At 37.4% G+C, this 17,458-nt stretch carries 23 protein-coding genes; all 23 read left to right on the top strand.

The genetic code is table 11. The annotated features are described in order from the left end of the window. Nucleotides 1-472 precede the first annotated feature (472 nt). Nucleotides 473-811, top strand: coding sequence for a hypothetical protein (locus KUV50_RS02890; protein ID WP_222578589.1), 339 nt, complete (start codon nucleotides 473-475; stop codon nucleotides 809-811). 5 nt (nucleotides 812-816) lie between these two features. Continuing rightward, nucleotides 817-2,136 carry a hypothetical protein gene (locus KUV50_RS02885; RefSeq protein ID WP_222578588.1) on the top strand — a complete coding sequence of 440 codons (1,320 nt, stop codon included), beginning with the start codon at nucleotides 817-819 and terminating at the stop codon, nucleotides 2,134-2,136. Between the two features lie 294 nt (nucleotides 2,137-2,430). Further along, nucleotides 2,431-2,868 (top strand): helix-turn-helix domain-containing protein, encoded by a 438-nt coding sequence (locus KUV50_RS02880; RefSeq protein WP_222578587.1) that lies wholly within the window; start codon nucleotides 2,431-2,433, stop codon nucleotides 2,866-2,868. 65 nt (nucleotides 2,869-2,933) lie between these two features. Further along, nucleotides 2,934-3,359, top strand: a complete 426-nt coding sequence (locus KUV50_RS02875; RefSeq protein ID WP_222578586.1) for a VOC family protein — start codon at nucleotides 2,934-2,936, stop codon at nucleotides 3,357-3,359. Nucleotides 3,360-3,379: 20 nt separating this feature from the next. Beyond that, complete coding sequence (locus KUV50_RS02870) at nucleotides 3,380-3,829, top strand: DinB family protein (RefSeq protein WP_222578585.1); 450 nt, start codon at nucleotides 3,380-3,382, stop codon at nucleotides 3,827-3,829. A gap of 82 nt (nucleotides 3,830-3,911) precedes the next feature. Then, on the top strand, nucleotides 3,912-4,346 hold the full coding sequence (locus KUV50_RS02865; RefSeq protein ID WP_222578584.1) for a carboxymuconolactone decarboxylase family protein: 435 nt from the start codon (nucleotides 3,912-3,914) through the stop codon (nucleotides 4,344-4,346). A 185-nt stretch (nucleotides 4,347-4,531) separates the two neighbouring features. Further along, entirely contained in the window at nucleotides 4,532-6,802 is a 2,271-nt protein-coding gene (locus KUV50_RS02860) for an ATP-binding cassette domain-containing protein (protein ID WP_222578583.1), read from the top strand. 392 nt (nucleotides 6,803-7,194) lie between these two features. Then, nucleotides 7,195-7,572, top strand: a complete 378-nt coding sequence (locus KUV50_RS02855) for a nuclear transport factor 2 family protein (RefSeq protein WP_222578582.1) — start codon at nucleotides 7,195-7,197, stop codon at nucleotides 7,570-7,572. Nucleotides 7,573-7,644: 72 nt separating this feature from the next. Beyond that, a complete protein-coding gene (locus KUV50_RS19340) occupies nucleotides 7,645-7,779 on the top strand; it encodes a hypothetical protein (RefSeq protein WP_261394969.1) in 135 nt (44 codons plus the stop codon). Nucleotides 7,780-8,444: 665 nt separating this feature from the next. After that, nucleotides 8,445-8,777, top strand: a complete 333-nt coding sequence (locus KUV50_RS02850) for an ArsR/SmtB family transcription factor (protein WP_222578581.1) — start codon at nucleotides 8,445-8,447, stop codon at nucleotides 8,775-8,777. Further along, nucleotides 8,767-9,270, top strand: a complete 504-nt coding sequence (locus KUV50_RS02845; protein ID WP_222578580.1) for an SRPBCC family protein — start codon at nucleotides 8,767-8,769, stop codon at nucleotides 9,268-9,270. The genes KUV50_RS02850 and KUV50_RS02845 overlap by 11 nt, the downstream gene beginning before the upstream one ends. Before the next feature lie 3 nt (nucleotides 9,271-9,273). After that, nucleotides 9,274-9,651 carry a DoxX family protein gene (locus tag KUV50_RS02840; protein WP_222578579.1) on the top strand — a complete coding sequence of 126 codons (378 nt, stop codon included), beginning with the start codon at nucleotides 9,274-9,276 and terminating at the stop codon, nucleotides 9,649-9,651. Nucleotides 9,652-9,715: 64 nt separating this feature from the next. Next, nucleotides 9,716-10,528, top strand: a complete 813-nt coding sequence (locus KUV50_RS02835) for a helix-turn-helix domain-containing protein (protein WP_222578578.1) — start codon at nucleotides 9,716-9,718, stop codon at nucleotides 10,526-10,528. A 138-nt stretch (nucleotides 10,529-10,666) separates the two neighbouring features. After that, the gene (locus KUV50_RS02830; protein WP_410000025.1) at nucleotides 10,667-11,047 is read left to right on the top strand and encodes a VOC family protein; all 381 of its coding nucleotides are present in this window, start codon (nucleotides 10,667-10,669) and stop codon (nucleotides 11,045-11,047) included. 635 nt (nucleotides 11,048-11,682) lie between these two features. After that, nucleotides 11,683-12,102 carry an SRPBCC family protein gene (locus KUV50_RS02825; protein ID WP_222578576.1) on the top strand — a complete coding sequence of 140 codons (420 nt, stop codon included), beginning with the start codon at nucleotides 11,683-11,685 and terminating at the stop codon, nucleotides 12,100-12,102. Between the two features lie 377 nt (nucleotides 12,103-12,479). Next, nucleotides 12,480-13,697 carry a S41 family peptidase gene (locus tag KUV50_RS02820; protein ID WP_222578575.1) on the top strand — a complete coding sequence of 406 codons (1,218 nt, stop codon included), beginning with the start codon at nucleotides 12,480-12,482 and terminating at the stop codon, nucleotides 13,695-13,697. Nucleotides 13,698-13,769: 72 nt separating this feature from the next. Then, nucleotides 13,770-14,168, top strand: coding sequence for a VOC family protein (locus KUV50_RS02815; protein ID WP_222578574.1), 399 nt, complete (start codon nucleotides 13,770-13,772; stop codon nucleotides 14,166-14,168). An 18-nt stretch (nucleotides 14,169-14,186) separates the two neighbouring features. Next, a complete protein-coding gene (locus tag KUV50_RS02810) occupies nucleotides 14,187-14,600 on the top strand; it encodes a VOC family protein (RefSeq protein WP_222578573.1) in 414 nt (137 codons plus the stop codon). Nucleotides 14,601-15,492: 892 nt separating this feature from the next. Next, the gene (locus KUV50_RS02805; RefSeq protein WP_222578572.1) at nucleotides 15,493-15,675 is read left to right on the top strand and encodes a hypothetical protein; all 183 of its coding nucleotides are present in this window, start codon (nucleotides 15,493-15,495) and stop codon (nucleotides 15,673-15,675) included. 80 nt (nucleotides 15,676-15,755) lie between these two features. Then, nucleotides 15,756-15,983: an addiction module protein gene (locus KUV50_RS02800; RefSeq protein ID WP_222578571.1), complete on the top strand. Its 228-nt coding sequence runs from the start codon at nucleotides 15,756-15,758 to the stop codon at nucleotides 15,981-15,983. Next, a complete protein-coding gene (locus KUV50_RS02795) occupies nucleotides 15,964-16,212 on the top strand; it encodes a hypothetical protein (protein ID WP_222578570.1) in 249 nt (82 codons plus the stop codon). Before KUV50_RS02800 ends, KUV50_RS02795 begins: the two co-directional genes overlap by 20 nt. Nucleotides 16,213-16,885: 673 nt before the next feature. After that, nucleotides 16,886-17,128, top strand: a complete 243-nt coding sequence (locus KUV50_RS02790) for a hypothetical protein (RefSeq protein ID WP_222578569.1) — start codon at nucleotides 16,886-16,888, stop codon at nucleotides 17,126-17,128. After that, a complete protein-coding gene (locus KUV50_RS02785) occupies nucleotides 17,128-17,433 on the top strand; it encodes a type II toxin-antitoxin system RelE/ParE family toxin (RefSeq protein ID WP_222578568.1) in 306 nt (101 codons plus the stop codon). The genes KUV50_RS02790 and KUV50_RS02785 overlap by 1 nt, the downstream gene beginning before the upstream one ends. Nucleotides 17,434-17,458 lie beyond the last annotated feature (25 nt).

Genomic DNA, 17,458 nt, shown 5'->3' with positions numbered 1-17,458 from the left:
GAGCTCAGGTACTGCTTTGATCGGATTTTCTCCTATGGTAAAATGTATTTTTATTCAGTACCACACCCGTTCACAATAAATCCTGGCCTAAATGCAACTAATTGATAATCTATATTTTGAAATTATGAAATCCCCAATATTAAAACCAAGGTTCAAATTTTGCTTGGCCCGATTTTTGGTCAAAAATCGCGCCAAGTCGACCTCTAAACCACATATACCCCGGGTTGAAACCCGGGGCTAGGATGTTTTGACCCCGCTGGGAACTTTTGAACTCATTATTTTGGGCGCTTCTGATTCCGTACAATGATGTAAGGTTCACTAAAATGCGAAGAAATGTCGTATATTTATTGCGGTTCACTTCCTCCAAAAGGGAGGAACCGCTCAACACTGCATATGGTATTACAACAGCGTGCAAGATGCTGCAATACCATACAGAGACCGTTCATCCACATTATCACCATTAAACAAACTCATGAATACGCTTCCGCTATTTAGAACCATACTTTTAGTGAGTTGTCTACTGCTGTCATGCCATCGACCTTCGAAAAATCCGATTGTGCCCACGATGGCAGAAAATCAGGCCTTTACACGGGCGCATGCTAATGGAGTAGTCGTCATCGAAGGATTGGAAAGGTGTCGACGATTTGTGGATGATTGGCTGGCGCACGCAGATCCAACCACCGGGCTCATCCCCAGGAACTTGTACAAGGATACGAACATCTGGAATGCTCAGGATGCCGCCGCCGATAATTATCCCTTTATGGTTTTGACAGCGGCACTGACAGATCAGGACCTTTTCCGGGACGGATGATGGATATGCTGGAAAGCGAAAACCGGCTTACCTCCCGGATTGACCGGCTCCCGGACACCTATTCTTTTGATCAACGAGATTTTAAAGCGCCGAATGCCGATTTGGAGCGTATTATATTTGGTTCTTCCGAATACATAAAAGACGGGCTATTGCCTCTGACGGAATGGTTGGGGGAAAGCCCGTGGTCCACAAGAATGATCGGCATCCTGTATGATCTGTGGAAACATGTCCTAGTGGAGACCCACTATGGAAACATCGTCTCGACCAATGTGGAAGTGAATGGTGAAATGCTGCAAGTGCTCTCCCGGATTTATTGGATGACCGGAGAACAAAAATACCTCGATTGGGCCATCCGATTGGGTGATTATTATTTATTGGGCAATCAGCATCCCACCAGGGATTTTTCAGTACTCCGATTGCGGGACCATGGTTGTGAGATTGTATCCGGCCTTTGTGAGCTTTATGTAACTTCTAGTTTTGCAGCGCGCCATAAAAAAGAAGACTACCAGCCCCATATCCACGAGATGCTTGATCGCATCCTCGAAGTGGGAAGAAACAAAGACGGGCTTTTTTATGATGCGATTAATCCACAATCCGGAGAAATAGTAAAGGATCGTATTGCCGATAATTTCGGATATACCTTCAACGGATTCTATTCGGTCTATCAGCTTGATTCGGTGGATGCCTATCGGACAGCTGCGTTGAAAGGACTCGGCGCATTAAATGAGAACTATCGGAATTTTGATTGGGAGACCGGTTCTGCAGATGGGTATGCGGATGCCATTGAAGGCGTGTTGAATTTTTATGCCCGGGAACCCCTCCCCTCCGCCGCTGCCTGGATGGATAGTGAAATCCAGGTGATGTGGTCTATGCAAGATTCGAGTCACCGACCGAATACTTCGCAATGGCGCTCCTCCGGCGTTATTGAAGGATGGCATGGTGATGGAAATTTTGCCAGAACGACCATTATGTATTGTCTGTGGAAAACCCAGGGCGTGACGGCCCACCCGTGGCGATCTGATCTTCAGCTCGGAGCGGTTCGAGAAGATGGTGATTTATGGATCAGTCTAACGCTCGAAAAGGATTGGAACGGCGTGTTGAAATTTGATGCCCCTCGACACAAGACCATTATGAATATGCCCTTTGATTGGCCTCGGATCAATCAATTTCCGGAGTGGTTTACGCCGGAAAAAAATGAGAATTATGAATTGATCGATTTTAGTAAAGAAAGGGAACAGACTTTTTCCGGTCAGCAGTTGAAAGATGGAATTTCACTTTCTTTGCCAAAGGGCGTCAATCAATTCGTATTAAAAAGGATAATGTAGGATTGTAAAATTCCGCATAAATCATTCCAGAACATACCCCTATTGGATATTTTATCATCAACTACCTCCAAAGCTATGGGACGGTCATTTTTGAATCCGGAGTTTGCTGCCCCCCACCAGAAATGGAAATAGCTGAATAAACTGGTAAATAAAATAAAACATATTTTTACTAATATTACACTATCTTTCATATTGACACCAGTTGACCGAAATCAGTACCACGGTACGATCGAAATACGCTGACTTAATTAATAATAAAGTAAAAATTTTTACCGAATCAATTAAAATCAACTGATGGAACAGGTACTTAAAAACAAGGATTATCCTAAAGCATATCTCTACAGGCGAATAGTTCAATCAAAACTTTTTATCGATAAAAATTATATGAAGAACATCGATGTTAGCAATATATCTGACGAGGCAAACTTTAGTAAGTTTCATTTTATTCGCCTTTTTAAGCAGGCATTTAATAAGACTCCGCATCAGTACCTAACATTTGTACGGATAGAAAAAGCAAAAGCTCTATTACAATCAAACAAGAGTATCACAGATACTTGTTTTTTAGTGGGCTTTGAAAGTGTAAGTTCTTTTAGTGGACTTTTTAAGAAACATGTTGGTATTACACCTTCTGACTTTTTAAAACAATGCAAAAAGCGCAAAGAGAATGTCAAAAGAGCACCCTTAAGCTTCATCCCGGGCTGCTTTATAACTAATTATGGCTGGGATAAATAGCAATTTTGAAGAAGTAAACGGTTAAATCATGTTTTATCTTTGGCAATACTAAATGAATAAATTTTATGATAACAAAACTTTCCCATACCACCATATTTGTCATTGACCAAGAAAGTGCATATGACTTTTATACCAACAAACTAGGTTTTAATGTAGTCGATGATATACCAGTAGGCACCGATGCCCGATGGCTAACCGTTTCGCCACCCGAACAACCTGATTTAAGAATTAACTTATTTCCTATTACAGTCGGGAAAATGTTCCCCAAAGAAACCGCTCAGGTGATGATTGACTTAGTTAAAAATGGAAAGTTTGGAAGCGGTGTTTTTGAATGTGAAGACGTTTTTGCTACCTATGAAGAGCTCAGGAAAAAAGGAGTTGAATTTGTTAAGCCTCCAAAAAAGGAGTTTTATGGTATAGAGGCACAGTTTAAAGACGATTCAGGCAATTGGTTCTCCCTTCAACCCCGATATAATTACGATAACTTATAATATAAGAGCTCTACCTAATTATGAAAACCATTTTTAATTATAAAACAAAAGCGTTCTTAATTAATCGTATTCGATTGCTAAATGAAAACAGCAAGCCTCAGTGGGGTCAAATGAATGCTCATCAGATGCTGCTCCATTGTATAAAGTATGAGAAGATGATGCAGGGGAGAGTGAGGTATAAGCGAGTGTTGGTAGGATATTTATTTGGTAACTCCGCCTTAAAAGAGGATTTCCTTAAAGACGACAGCCCCATAAAAAAAAACACACCCACACTCAGACAGCTCAAAGTAAAAAACGTTAAGGGTGATTTTGAAACGAATAAAATGGAATGGATTAGTTTGATTGAAGATTATCACAACATTCATCTAATTCAAATTGTGCATCCTTTTTTTGGGAAATTATCATCAGAACAAGTCGGTTTTTTGGTGTTTAAGCATATTGATCACCATTTAAGACAATTCAACTGCTAAGTATGGATAAAAACGGATGCTCAATATTAGTCTATACTAACAAGGACGCTACAACAATAAGGCAAACAAATGAGAAAGGAAAATGGAAAGAAGAATAGACATACAACAGCTTGAACCTAACGCATACAAGGCAATGTTTGCTTTAGAAAATTACCTGCAAAACACACAACTTTCCAAAACGCATTTGGAACTGATTAAAATCCGATCTTCACAAATCAACGGTTGTGCGTTTTGTATCAATATGCACACTTCAAACGCATTGAAGCAAGGGGAAACCGCACAACGCATTTTCTTGCTCAACGCATGGAAAGAAACTGAATTATTTACGGAAGAAGAAAAGGTGATTTTAACCATTACCGAAGAAATAACTTTGATAAGTCAAAATGGATTAAGCGATGATACATACAGGCAAGCAGAAAAGCTTTTTGATGGAAATCAGATTGCTCAAATCATAATGGCTGTTGTTACTATCAATGCGTGGAACAGGATTGCAATAAGCACTAAGAAAAGCATTTGAGATTCAAACAACGGACCGCCATCACTGTACGGTTTTTTTATTTATAAATTTTAAATTCCGGACGAATCCACATTCCAAACTCAAAAGCAATGTATAGGTGGGACTAAGCTCGGGTATATCGTCAAGCAGTTGCTTTTAGTCCGATTGTATTTGTCTTTTCAATTCAATCTACCAACAAGGATTTAATGAAGAAAATAAAAATATACGGAGCAAGACAGAACAATCTTAAGAACCTATCATTAGAAATACCGAAGAACAAAATAACCGTCTTTACTGGCGTTTCAGGTTCCGGAAAATCATCTTTGGTTTTTGAAACTATTGGAGCGGAAGCTCAACGGCAAATCAACGAAACCCAAAATAGCTTTGTAAGAAATCGCTTAAGCCGTTTTGGAGTACCGGACGTTGATAAAATCGACCATCTCAACGTTCCAGTTATCATTAACCAAAAGCGGTTGGGTGGCAATGCTCGTTCCACAGTTGGCACAGCCACGGACATTTACGCTTCATTGCGACTACTTTTTGCAAGAATAGGCAAGCCGTTTGTCGGTTATTCAAATGTGTTTTCTTTCAACAATCCCCAAGGAATGTGTACCACTTGCAATGGTTTGGGTTACGTAAGTAGTGTTGACACCAATAGACTATTTGACAAATCGAAATCCTTGAATGAGGGAGCAATTCAATTCCCTACTTTTCAACCAGGTGGATATCGTTGGTTGCGATACGTGAATTCAGGCTATTTCGACAATGATAAAAAATTAGAGGACTTTACAGAAGAGGAATGGAAACTATTGCTTCATTCAGAAGAACACAAGCCAAAAAGTCCTACAATGGATTGGGGAAAAACAATGAAATATCTGGGTGTTCTACCTCGAATAAAAAGAGATTTCCTAAAGAAGAATTCAAAAGAGGAAAAGCTGCGAAAAAAGGAATTGCAGAGAATAATTTCCACGGACATCTGTCCAGACTGCAAAGGCAAGAGGTTGAACGATAAAGTATTATCCTGTAAAATTAAAGGAAAAGACATTGCAGATTGTACCTCTCTTTCCATTGATGAGTTATTGTCGTTTATCCAATCCATTTCATCCGAAACATATGAAACCATAATCACCGAGCTGACAAAAAAACTGCAAAATCTAATAACCATAGGTCTTCAATACCTCACATTGGACCGAGTAACCACTACCCTTTCAGGTGGCGAATCGCAACGGATTAAAATGGTAAAGCATCTTGGCAATAGCTTAGAAGATTTACTGTACATATTTGATGAACCAAGTATTGGTCTGCATCCGAAGGACTTGGACAATATTTCAAAAATCATAAGACAAATAAAAGCAAAAGGCAATACGGTTCTAATCGTTGAACACGACCCAGACCTAATTAAATTAGCAGACCATGTAGTGGACTTAGGCCCACTTTCAGGTGTAAACGGTGGTGAAATCGTATACGAAGGTGATTTTCAGGATTTGAAGAAATCAAAAGGCAAAACAGGTCAATATTTTTCATTGCCAAGACAAATCAACAAAAATCCTAGGGCGGTAAATAAAACCATTAAAATTACTAACGCCAATCTGCATAATCTAAAAAATGTTTCGGTTGAGATTCCCACCAACATTCTGACCGTCGTAACTGGTGTTGCAGGTTCGGGGAAAAGCACGCTTATCAGCAAGGTTTTGCCAAAGCAACATCCCGAGACAAAGATTATCGACCAATCACAAATCAGGGGCAGTTCAAAGTCAAACTTATTGACCTATTTAGGCGTTTCGGACAAAATAAGACGCTTGTTTGCCAAAACAAATCATGTTAGTATCAAACTTTTTAGCAGTAATAGCGTAGGAGGTTGTGAAAACTGCAAAGGTCTTGGCGTAGAAAAAATAGATTTAGCCTTTATGGACGATATTGAGACACCTTGTGAAGTATGCAATGGTACCGGTTTTAAACCAGAGGTATTGAAGTACACCTATCAAGGTAAGAATATTACAGAAGTTTTGGGTTTAACCACCTTGGAGGCTAAATCCTTTTTTGAAAATGAAGATTTTGCCGACCAGTTTAATTTGTTCATCGACTTAGGATTGGACTACCTAACATTAGGTCAACGATTGAATGGTTTTTCAGGTGGCGAAAGACAACGACTGAAGTTGACCAAGGAACTTGGATATGAAAATAACCTAATCGTATTGGATGAGCCAAGTACAGGCTTGCATCCATCGGACACTAAAAAACTAATGGCGCTACTCTACAGGCTTGTTAACCAGAAGAATACAATTATTGTAATTGAACACAACTTAGACGTCATTTCGCAAGCAGATTGGATTATTGACATTGGCGAAGGAGCAGGAAAACATGGAGGAAAAGTTATATTTGAGGGACCTGTAGAAAAATTACTGGATCATGAAAAATCAGCGACAGCTGAATACTTACGAGAATATATGGGAATAAAACCTGCAGATATTAACTAAGTATTCGCCTGATACATATCATCCAGAATGAATACTTAATAGTACGCCTTGCCTCGTTAAACGGGGGATCCACAATAGATAAGATGATTATGCATGTATGATAAATTTGCCCGAAAAACAGACAAAACAATTCTTTTAAAGATGATAAAATTGTTGATTAAAATAACACCGAACCGCTAGCATTGAGTTGGCGTTGGCAACAAGTTGTAATAAAACATTACTTGCCATAAGACAAGGAAAAAACTACCTATAAGGAATACCTTTGTTCAAAGGTATATCGAACTATATACATAATGAAATTATTATTACGGAATTAGGATAAATCGAATTTATAAGGGAAATCCAGTCGGCACAAAGCTAAAAAACGATTACGAAATATTAAATTGCATAATATGACAAAAATCATTCTGAAAACGGATTGCGGACATTCCCCGAAAAGAGAATTTTTAAAGAATTTCAATGTTGCGTTTGGAAAAGGCAATGTTGCCTTTCTGACTGACAATGTAACAGAAGATGTGATTTGGAATATGGTCGGGAATAAAATTATTGATGGTAAAGACGATTACTCCAAAGCAATAAACAAAATGAAGGAAAAAAAGATTTCGGAATATGTCATCGAAAAAATTGTTACGCACGGAAAAGAAGGAGCGGTGAATGGAATTGTAAAGATGGAAGACGGTAAAAATTATGCATTTTCTGACTTTTACGAATTTAAGAATACAAAATCAACGGATTTAAAATCTATTACTTCCTATGTGATAAAAATATAATCCCAGCCAATGAAAATCGATCGAATTGATTGATAAAGAAAAATCAATCGGCCCAGAAATGCCAGTTGCTACATGAAGAAAACAATTACAGCACTAAATATGACACTTGACGGAATTTGCGACCATACAGCAGGAATTCCAGATGAGGACAATCATCAACATTATTCAGAATTATTAGGACAAGGAGGCGCAATTTTATATGGTTGAACAAACTGTCAACTGAGGGAGAAATGGCGAATGGTTTTAGATAATCCTGCCAAGGAAAAATCATTGAATGACTTGGCCTAGCAATTGTCAAAATCCCAAAATCATAACCGCACAAGGAATGAGCATTTACAACCAACCGCCCACTTGGGCTAAGTGGGAAGCTGGCTGTCTGCTCTTAAATGAAAATCGAACAACCAAGTAACGTCGGTCTGACGGACAAGATTCGATTTTAAAATCCCCATTTGCCATAGCAACGACCGTGGGCACCAATATTTAAAACAAAAAAACGGATGGTAGGAATTTTAGTGGCACTGATAATTTCGTAGGTACTGCTTTATCTGTTTGAGAGGAAAAAAATCTTATCACTATAATAAGTGATTGGTTTTCATTAATTGGACTTTGGGGTGTTCCTGTAGTTTTAATATTACTAATTACGTATTGGGTTCCATTAGAAAACATTCAATCAACAAACAAAAATTAAAAAAACATCCGAGTAATCGAACAGCTTGATAAAGTACTCAGAAAAATAAGCCCGCTACCTGGTGCCTCAAAAACACCCTACCGATTAAAATCACATAATTTCACCATAAGAATATTAATAAATTTCATCCAAAATTTGTGTAGCTATATGACTTCACTTATATTTGTAGCCAAATAGCTTCACAATGAAATTAAGAAGAGACATATTTCAGGCGATATCAGACCCTACTCGAAGAGCAATTTTAGTGTTGTTGGCTTCTCAAACAATGACGGCAGGAGCAATTGCGAAAAACTTTGACGTAGCCAGACCCACCATTTCAAAACACATTCAAATCTTACATGAATGCGAACTTGTAGAAGCTAATCAGCAAGGCAGAGAAATTCACTATCAACTCAAAGTTGAAAAAATGAAAGAATTAGATCACTGGTTAGAGCAGTTTAGACAACTGTGGGAGGACCGGTATAATCAACTTGACGACTTATTATCAACCATTAAAAATAAAGAAAATGGAAAATAGAGCAAAAACAAATTTTGTGGTAAACAAGGAAAACCATACATTAACCATTAAAAGAGACTTTTCTGCTAGCCGTCAACTCGTTTGGGATTGCTATACCAAAAGTGAATTATTAGATAAATGGTTTGCACCCAAACCACTAACTGCGAAGACAAAAGAAATGCACTTCACCGAAGGCGGGCATTGGTTGTATGCAATGGTTGAACCCAACGGAACCGAGCATTGGGGAAGAACGGATTTTACCGAAATAAAGCCAATAGACTATTACAAATCATTAGACGGATTTTGTGACGAGAAGGGTAATCTAAAACCCAACATGCCCAGAGCCAAATGGCACGTGAAATTTACAGACCTAAATGAAAATTCAAATGTTGAGACTGTAGTAACCTACAATTCCCTTAAAGATTTAGAAACTGTACTAGAAATGGGAATGAAAGATGGGCTTATCTCAACATTAGAAAGACTGGACGAATTATTAGTACGTATAACAGAATAAAAGATGAAAAGCAAAATAAAATTTATTGTCAGCTTACTATTTGGATTGATATTCGTCAATGCTGGCTTGAATAAGTTTTTGAATTATATGCCAATGCCTGAAAACTTACCCGAAAAAATGCTAAAAATAATGACGGCGTTTTCTCAAATAAGTTGGCTTATGCCTTTAGTCGGGGTCGTGGAGATCCTTGGTGGATTGTTATTTATGATTCCCAAAACAAGAGTTCTTGGTGCTCTTGTTATTTTCCCAATTATGATAGGTGTCCTTTTAACACACATCGTTGCTGCCCCCGATGGTTTGTCCATAGCAATTATATTGTTACTTGTCAATCTTTGGGTGATTGTTGAAAATCGATATAGATATTTATCATTAATCAATTGAACGAACATCCTGAATATCAATATAAAATAGATTCGAAATCGCAAAAACCAGAAGTTCAGCTGGCGTGACAGTACTACAAACCATACGACACTATTACAAGCCCATTCAACCAGCTATTAAAGTTGGAAATGAATTAATAATATATAGAGAAATCCAACCTGAAAAGGGTGTAGAGAACTTTATTTATTGCTTTTGGCAGCTTAGAACTGAGGCGATCTTAGAAGAGCCTTTCCTTTATCGGGTTGTGTCTGACGGCTGTATCGACATCTTTTTTAATCACAAAAACCCAACCGAAAATTATGTCATGGGATTTTGTAGAAAATACACCGAATTCCCTGTCGGAAATGAGTTTGATTATATAGGAATTCGGTTTTTACCGGCTGCCCTCCCACTCTTGTTTGGGATAGATGCCAAAACATTGAGCAATCAAGACCAAGAATTAAAACCCCTGCTACCTAATTTTTCAAATTGGATCGAAACTGAACTGAGAGCAAACCAACGTTTTGAAATCATTGCAGTGTTATTGACCCATAAGCTAAAAACCATAATCGAAAGGCAAACCTTTGATTTGGACATTCGCTTTTACAATTCTTTGAATCTAATTTTTGAGAAGAAAGGTTATTTAAATACAGAAACTGACTTAAGTAATGGATTAAGCTCCAGACAATTGCGGAGACTTTTTAACTTTTATATAGGGACAAGCCCAAAAGCATTTAGCAACGTAGTTCGATTTCAGCACATATTAAATGCCAAACCAACCAGACATAGTCTTAAAGAAAGTAAATGCTATTATGAGGTAGGTTTCTACGACCAAGCGCATTTCATCAAACATTTCAAGACCTTTTATGGGGTAACGCCGTCTGAAGCATTTCGGTAGAATTATGTCCGATTTTTACAATTTAAGTACGGCTTCTCATTCTAAATTTGCAACAACACAACCAATAGAATGAAACCCGTATTAATAATTGCATTCTCGCTATTGACAATGATGGCCAATGCACAAAACGCAGACAAAATGAATCTTAACGCTGGAATTATCACCGAAAAACTTCAGGAAACTAAAGAATTCTATACCCATACATTAGGTTTTGGAGTAACCTTTGAAAATGATTTTTATCTACTTTTGCATACGCCTGACAAATCAGCCGAAATCAGTTTTCTAAAACCCAATCATCCCAGTCAGCAACCAATCTTCCAAAGCCCTTTTAATGGCAAAGGTGTCTATTTGACAATTGAAGTGAGTGACGTAGATGCAATTTATGAACAACTCAAAAACAAAGACATTGCAATTGAAGTAGCTATGAGAGATGAAGATTGGGGGGACCGACATTTTGTAATCGTTGACCCGAATGGGATTGGAATTGATTTTGTTACTTACACGGCCCCAGATGAATAGACAGTCGTATAGGGTCATTTTTATAATTAAAATGTAACGTACAAAATTATGCGATTTAGAATATAATCCGACCTCTCTGAGGTGGTTCTTCTGAGTGCTAATAATTTAGCTAACCTAATTAGACCTCTCTGAGGCCTTTTACTTGCAGGTATTCTGACCAAGTCAGGGTCAGATTAGGTTAGATGGGAGTTAGAAAACCAATTTCGACCCAGTCAGGGTCGGATTAGATTGATCTCTGAATTATTTTGAGATCTATAAAATATTATAAATAATAATCTATGACATGATATCGAATATTTTGATTCATTCGCTTTAAAAGTTGCCTACCAAAGAAGCTATAGAAAACAGTGAAAGTCAAAGACGAATTTTTGCTTTAAGTGCCTGGCGAGAATCGCCGCTTTTTTCGGCTGCAGAAAAAGTTGTGTTGAAGATGACAGATGAAGTGACTTTAATCAGTACAGCTGGACTAAAAATAAAACCTACCAGGAAGCTAACGTGCATTTTTCTGAAAATGAAATCGCTCAGATTAATATGCAGATATGTGCCATCAATACATAGAACAGAATAGCTGTTTCAACCCATTTAATACACGAATATCAAACACGGATTAACCAATAACAAAGACAAATTAGATCATGGAATCCATAGAACAAGTAAACTATATCAAAGCACCTATTGGAACGATTTACAAAGCACTCACATCAGAAGAAGGGCTGCGGAACATATGGACCAAAAAGCTTAAAGTAAAACCTGAAATTGGCTTTATCAATGAGTTTGACTTTGATGAAGGCTATATCACAAAATTTAAGGTTCTTGAACTTGTATATAACAGTAAAGTCGTATGGGAATGCATCGCATCTGATGAGGAATGGGTTGGAACTAAAGTATCCTTTGAACTTAGCGAAAGAAACAATAAATCAACCGTAACCCTCAAACATTATAAATGGAGAGAGCGCACTGAATTTTACCGGTGGTGTAGCTACAATTGGGCAATGTTTTTATTTAGTTTAAAGACGTATTGCGAAAACCAAAAAGGAATGCCTTCAAAACCATGAATTTTGATTTAAATTAAAATATTTGCTAATTTTTATGTTATGAAGAGCACCGAGCTATTAAGCATTACTGTCTATTTTCTCTTTTACTCCATTGTTTGTCCTGCGCAATCTAAAAATGACACGCTGGCCGATAGTCTTGCAACGTACAATTTTTCCCTTTCACATAGAGAAATGCAGAAGGATTTGCAGGTATTCAGAGATATCCGTGAGCAAGTCAATTCTGGCCTATACTCGTACAGGACCAAAGAAGAAATAGATAGTATTTATAGCTGGGCATTTGAGAAAGCTAAAAAACCTATGATTTCTTTAAAGTGGTCCTGCAGTTAACAGATTTTGAAAACAGTTTGCATAATTATACAGAACCGACATCGAACCTAATGGAATACTTGAAACGTCAAAAAATTTATTTTCCATATTATTTAGTATATATTGAAGGGAAAATGATCTTTGATGGTCTGCATCCAATCATACCGCCAGGTGCTCAGATTTTGAGCGTAAATGGAATAGAATCGATTAAACTGATGCAATCCTTTTATAGGTATTTTCCTGTTGATGGGCATTCCAATTCCTATAAACTTTCATCAAGTGTCGAGAAAATATTTGAGTGGCGTTATTTCATGGAATATGGTCTCTCAGAAGAATTCGTAGTGACATATACAGCACCAGGGTCTGAACACAATAAAACAATAGTATTACAGGCGGTATCCTATGAGAAACAGCAAGAAAACTTCAAAAACAGGTACAGTGCGCCAGTATCAGAGTTACTTGAATATAAGCGACAGCCTGCTTATAGTTTTGAAATGATTAAACCCGATGCTGGTCTGCTTAATCTCAGGTGGTTTGGATTTGCAACCAGTAAGGATGATCCTGAATTTAAAAAATACGTGCATTTTATTGATAGTGTATTTACTGCATTAGATCAAAGAAAGACCCCCAATTTAATTATTGATGTAAGAAACAACCCGGGAGGTAGTGACCCTACTTTTGAACAACCGGTAATGTACTTAAGTGACCATACTTTCAAAGAGAATCTCAGCGCGCATATCATTTATGATCCCAAATCAATTCCGTTTGAAAAGTATTTTTATGGTTTTTCGATCAAAAAGCCAGTTGATAGCCTGACCCTATCAAATGCAATGGAGTTTATAGATGAATATTTTGAAGATTTTGAGGATGGAAAAAGTCTGCAAAATAAAAGGTTCAATCCCACATACTATCCAAAATCACCCGCATACAAAGGGAAGGTTTATCTATTAGTCAATGAGAATACAGCATCTGCAGCTTCCCATTTTGCTTCTTTAATGAAAGCTTACGCTAGAAACCTTACCATTGTTGGCGTAGAAACTGTAGGAGGATATTATATCCATAATGGCCATATTGGCTTGGTTTATCAACTGCCTAACTCTGAATTGAAAACGAAGTTTTCAGTAGTTCATGTCGTTCACGATGCACCAGTTAAAAACGACCAGCCAGAAGGTAGCGGAGTCATTCCCGATTATGAAGTTTGGCCCAAGCTAAACGATTTCTTACAGCATAAGGATACGCAAATGGAGTATGTGATAAAACTTATTGAAGAAATGACTAAATCACACTAAGAATCAGTAGAGCAAAACAGGTTAATATAAATGAAATGACCTATTACTTCTGTAGATATAAATCAAACAAAGATGAAACAACAAATCACCACATTTTTAACCTTTCAAAAAAACAACGCAGAAGAAGCGATGCGCTTTTACGTGGAATTATTCGATAATTCTAAAGTGATTGATATCGAGCGTTATGATGAAGAGGGTCCAGGGAAAGAAGGAACAATTATTAGAGCACTATTCGAACTCAATGGCAATTTGTTTATGTGTAGCGACAGTTTTGTTCAACACGAATGGGACTTTACACCTGCTGTATCCATTTGGGTAGAATGTGAGACAGAACAAGAAATTGAGCATCTATATGAAAAACTTTCAGAAGGTGGAGATGTAAAAATGCCTTTGGATGACTATGGGTTTAGCCAATTTTTTGGTTTTGTTGAGGACAGGTTCGGGGTTTCTTGGCAATTAAATTTGGAATAAGTTCAAAATCATATTTGTATGAAAACAAAACAAATTTGGGCAAATCTTGGTGTACAAAACATTGGGAGCACACAAGCATTTTATCAGAGATTGGGGTATCAGTTGAATGGATGTCCAACAGATGATTTAGTGAGTTTCTTTTTTGGTCCCGATAACTTTGTTATTCACTTTTTCAAAAAAGAAAAACTGGAAGAGAGCCTGGCAGGTAAAACGATTGACTTAACTCAAGGAAATGAAGTGATGTTTTCTTTAGCTGTTGAAACAAAAGTCGAATTTGATAGCTGCATTTCGGAGATAGAAAAAGCAGGCGGTTCGATCTTATTTGACTCAAATAAGGACAGAAATGTGTATTATGACACCAATGGCTTCTTCGTCTGTGTGTTTGCCGACCCTGATGGACATAAGTTTAACTTGCTATATACTGAGCATTAAAACAATAAAACCCTGACAGTATAGTAACTTACAATTTTTGACGTATTCTCTTTCAACAATCCGCAAATATTTGGTCCAACTTGCAATAGCTTGGGTTTCGTAAGCAGTATTGACAGCCATAGGTTATTCAACAAAACAAATTCCTTGAAGGAAGGAACAATTCAGCTTCCAACCTTGAGCCAAAAGTGCATCGTTTGGATATTCCGGACCATACTGCCCACCTAAATCCGGATTTTAAAAGAGCATAAAAGTCGGAAAATTAAAAAACAAACATAACAATCCAGCAGATAGTGCCCCCCTTGGACAAAATAAGGGGAAATGACTGGAATTGTCGTGTTGTAGCACATGATCGACAAAAATTATCTGGACTATGCTGCCCCCCATGGATCAGAATCCGGCGCATGTTGCCCCCAGATCAGAAATGGAGGTAAAAAATCCGGTGCATGTTGACCCCTCTTATAACGGTTTTTGGTTGCTTGATTCATGGAGTATTTATCATGTGGCTATTTCGGTTCGATTTGTGCCAGTGATTTCGGTTCAAACTGTGCCATTATTTATGGTTCCATTTGTGCCATTTTGATCCAGTCTCACTGAAAATCTTGAAAGATCAGGCAACCCTGTCTTGTCACTCAAAATGAATAATCCGGTCGTACTGACCCCATGTTCCGGTCCCGATAGTTATCTAAATGCCCTCTAAAATATAAGGATCAATACTTAAAAATTCCGGAGTTATTGGCCCTATCAAAATGATAGTGTTGTGGTGAATAATGCGGGCTGATGGAGGTTTGTTATTAAGATGGTTAAATTGAGGTTGATATACCAACATAAAACTACCCCATATTCCATTTAGTAACCATGAACCAACAGGGACAAAATTCATTATATTAGTGACATGAAAATCAATTACAATCATAAGAATTTTAGACCGGTCGAGAATGCTAAAAACGAAGAAACTACATCGGAAACGATTTTCGAATACAAACAAAATGGACGTATTCTCACGTCCGAATACCATGGCGGACAAATTATTAACGGACATTTGATGGGACTGGTAGGTGAAAGCGGTGAAATATAAAGTGGTGATACAAACACGTTGTTTCGCAGGCAAGAACCAGTGTTCGACAAATTCAGTATCTTTGTTTAAAATAATTTGATATGGAGCTTACAATTAATATAAAGGATCAGGGTAAAATAGATGCCTTTCTAAATCTAATAAAAGAAATAGATTACATTGAGATTGTTAATGTGAAAGAAGAAGTACAGGAACTTCCAACTGAACATAAAGATTTACTTGACAGAAGGCTGCAAAAAATAGAAAACGGCGAAACGACTTTTAAGAGCTGGGGCTTGATTAAAAATAAGTATGAAGACAATGCCGTTTAGTATTGAATTATCAGACGAGGCAGAAGTTGACTTTGATATATTTCCGATCATTACAGCTCTTTTGAGACTTGAGATTCTTTCTTCTCGCAACCGTGGGAGATATCCCATGCCCGGCAAACTTCACATTGAACCCCATACGGGGTTCTCCATAGAGATGATCTCTATCCCCCGGCTGCACTATGCTTGCCGGGGGTTATTCAGTTTGAACCCCATCCGGGGTACGGCGTAGTGGTGATCTTAAATCATCGTGAAATTAAAATTTATCCGATCCATAATGACTACCCAACAACGCCGGAAGGTTTAGAGGTGAATAACCCCGAATAAGCCGATACGCCTCATCCGGGGAGAAGAATGTTAGTGCTTTTGAACTTCGTAGGTGTTCAACCTGACCATCTTATTTATTGACAGCGCTTTGGTGTTTTAATAATCCGATGATATGGTAATCTCAACCACATCTTTTTCACTTTTCGTGGACGATTCCAAGAGAACATAAGGATTTGCTTGAGCAAAGTCTGCAAAAAATACCATGTGGCTTTATTCAAAATCTGTAATTTTCAATGAATAAACCTGGAGCTCATACACTCGATTGCTGTGTTCTCGAAGCCAAATTAATCATATATGACGATTTTGGACTGCAGCCTATCTCAAATCAGGTCAAACTTATTTTGCTTCTAATACTTGAAGACAGATGGAGGTAAATTATTAAAAGGGTATGAACACAACCTGAAGCATAAGACGATTGTCATTACGTTTTACGCTACTCTGATAAGAACCGGAGAGCTAATTCGTCTAAAGATCACAAACATTGGTAGTGATCGTCTTAAAATACGGGGTCGGAAAGGAAAGTGAGCCATAGACCAGTACATCTAGATCATATGAATATGTCATAAAAAACGTTATATTTGAAAATCAATAAATACAGTATGGATATTCAAGCTGAAAAGTTAAAATTAATCGAGTTGCTTCTGCATACGGACAACCCATCAATTATTGAAAAAATTAAAAATATTTTCCAAACAGAAGAAAGTCAGGATATATGGGAAGATTTGTCTGATCCACAAAAGGAAGAGATTGAAAATGCTTTGGAGGAAATAAAAAATGGGCAAACAATTGCATTAGAAAACTTCCTTTTAAAGCATAAATAATGAAGCGTAAAATCGTACTTTCAAATACTGCTGAAAAACGATTGAATAATCTGCTAGAATATCTTGAAATTGCTTGGTCAACTAAAATAAAACTAAATTTTCTTTCCAAACTAGAACAACGGCTGGAAATAGTAAAAGATAAACCTGAAATATTTCCTTTGTCAACTGTCAAAAAGGGTCTTCATAAATGTGTAGTTACCAGACAAACAACCGTATATTATACTTATGATGATCAAAAAGTTTATGTATTAACAGTATTTGATAATCGACAAGACCCGAACAAACTTAAGAAAGACGTGAAATAGTAGAAGGAATTACACGGTACTTAAT

Origin of the sequence: Membranihabitans marinus, assembly GCF_019802045.1 — a bacterium.
GTDB classification, from domain to species: Bacteria; Bacteroidota; Bacteroidia; order Chitinophagales; family Saprospiraceae; genus Membranihabitans; species Membranihabitans marinus_A.
Note: the sequence above shows the minus strand (reverse complement) of the source record. Positions and strands in the feature narration are given on the sequence as shown.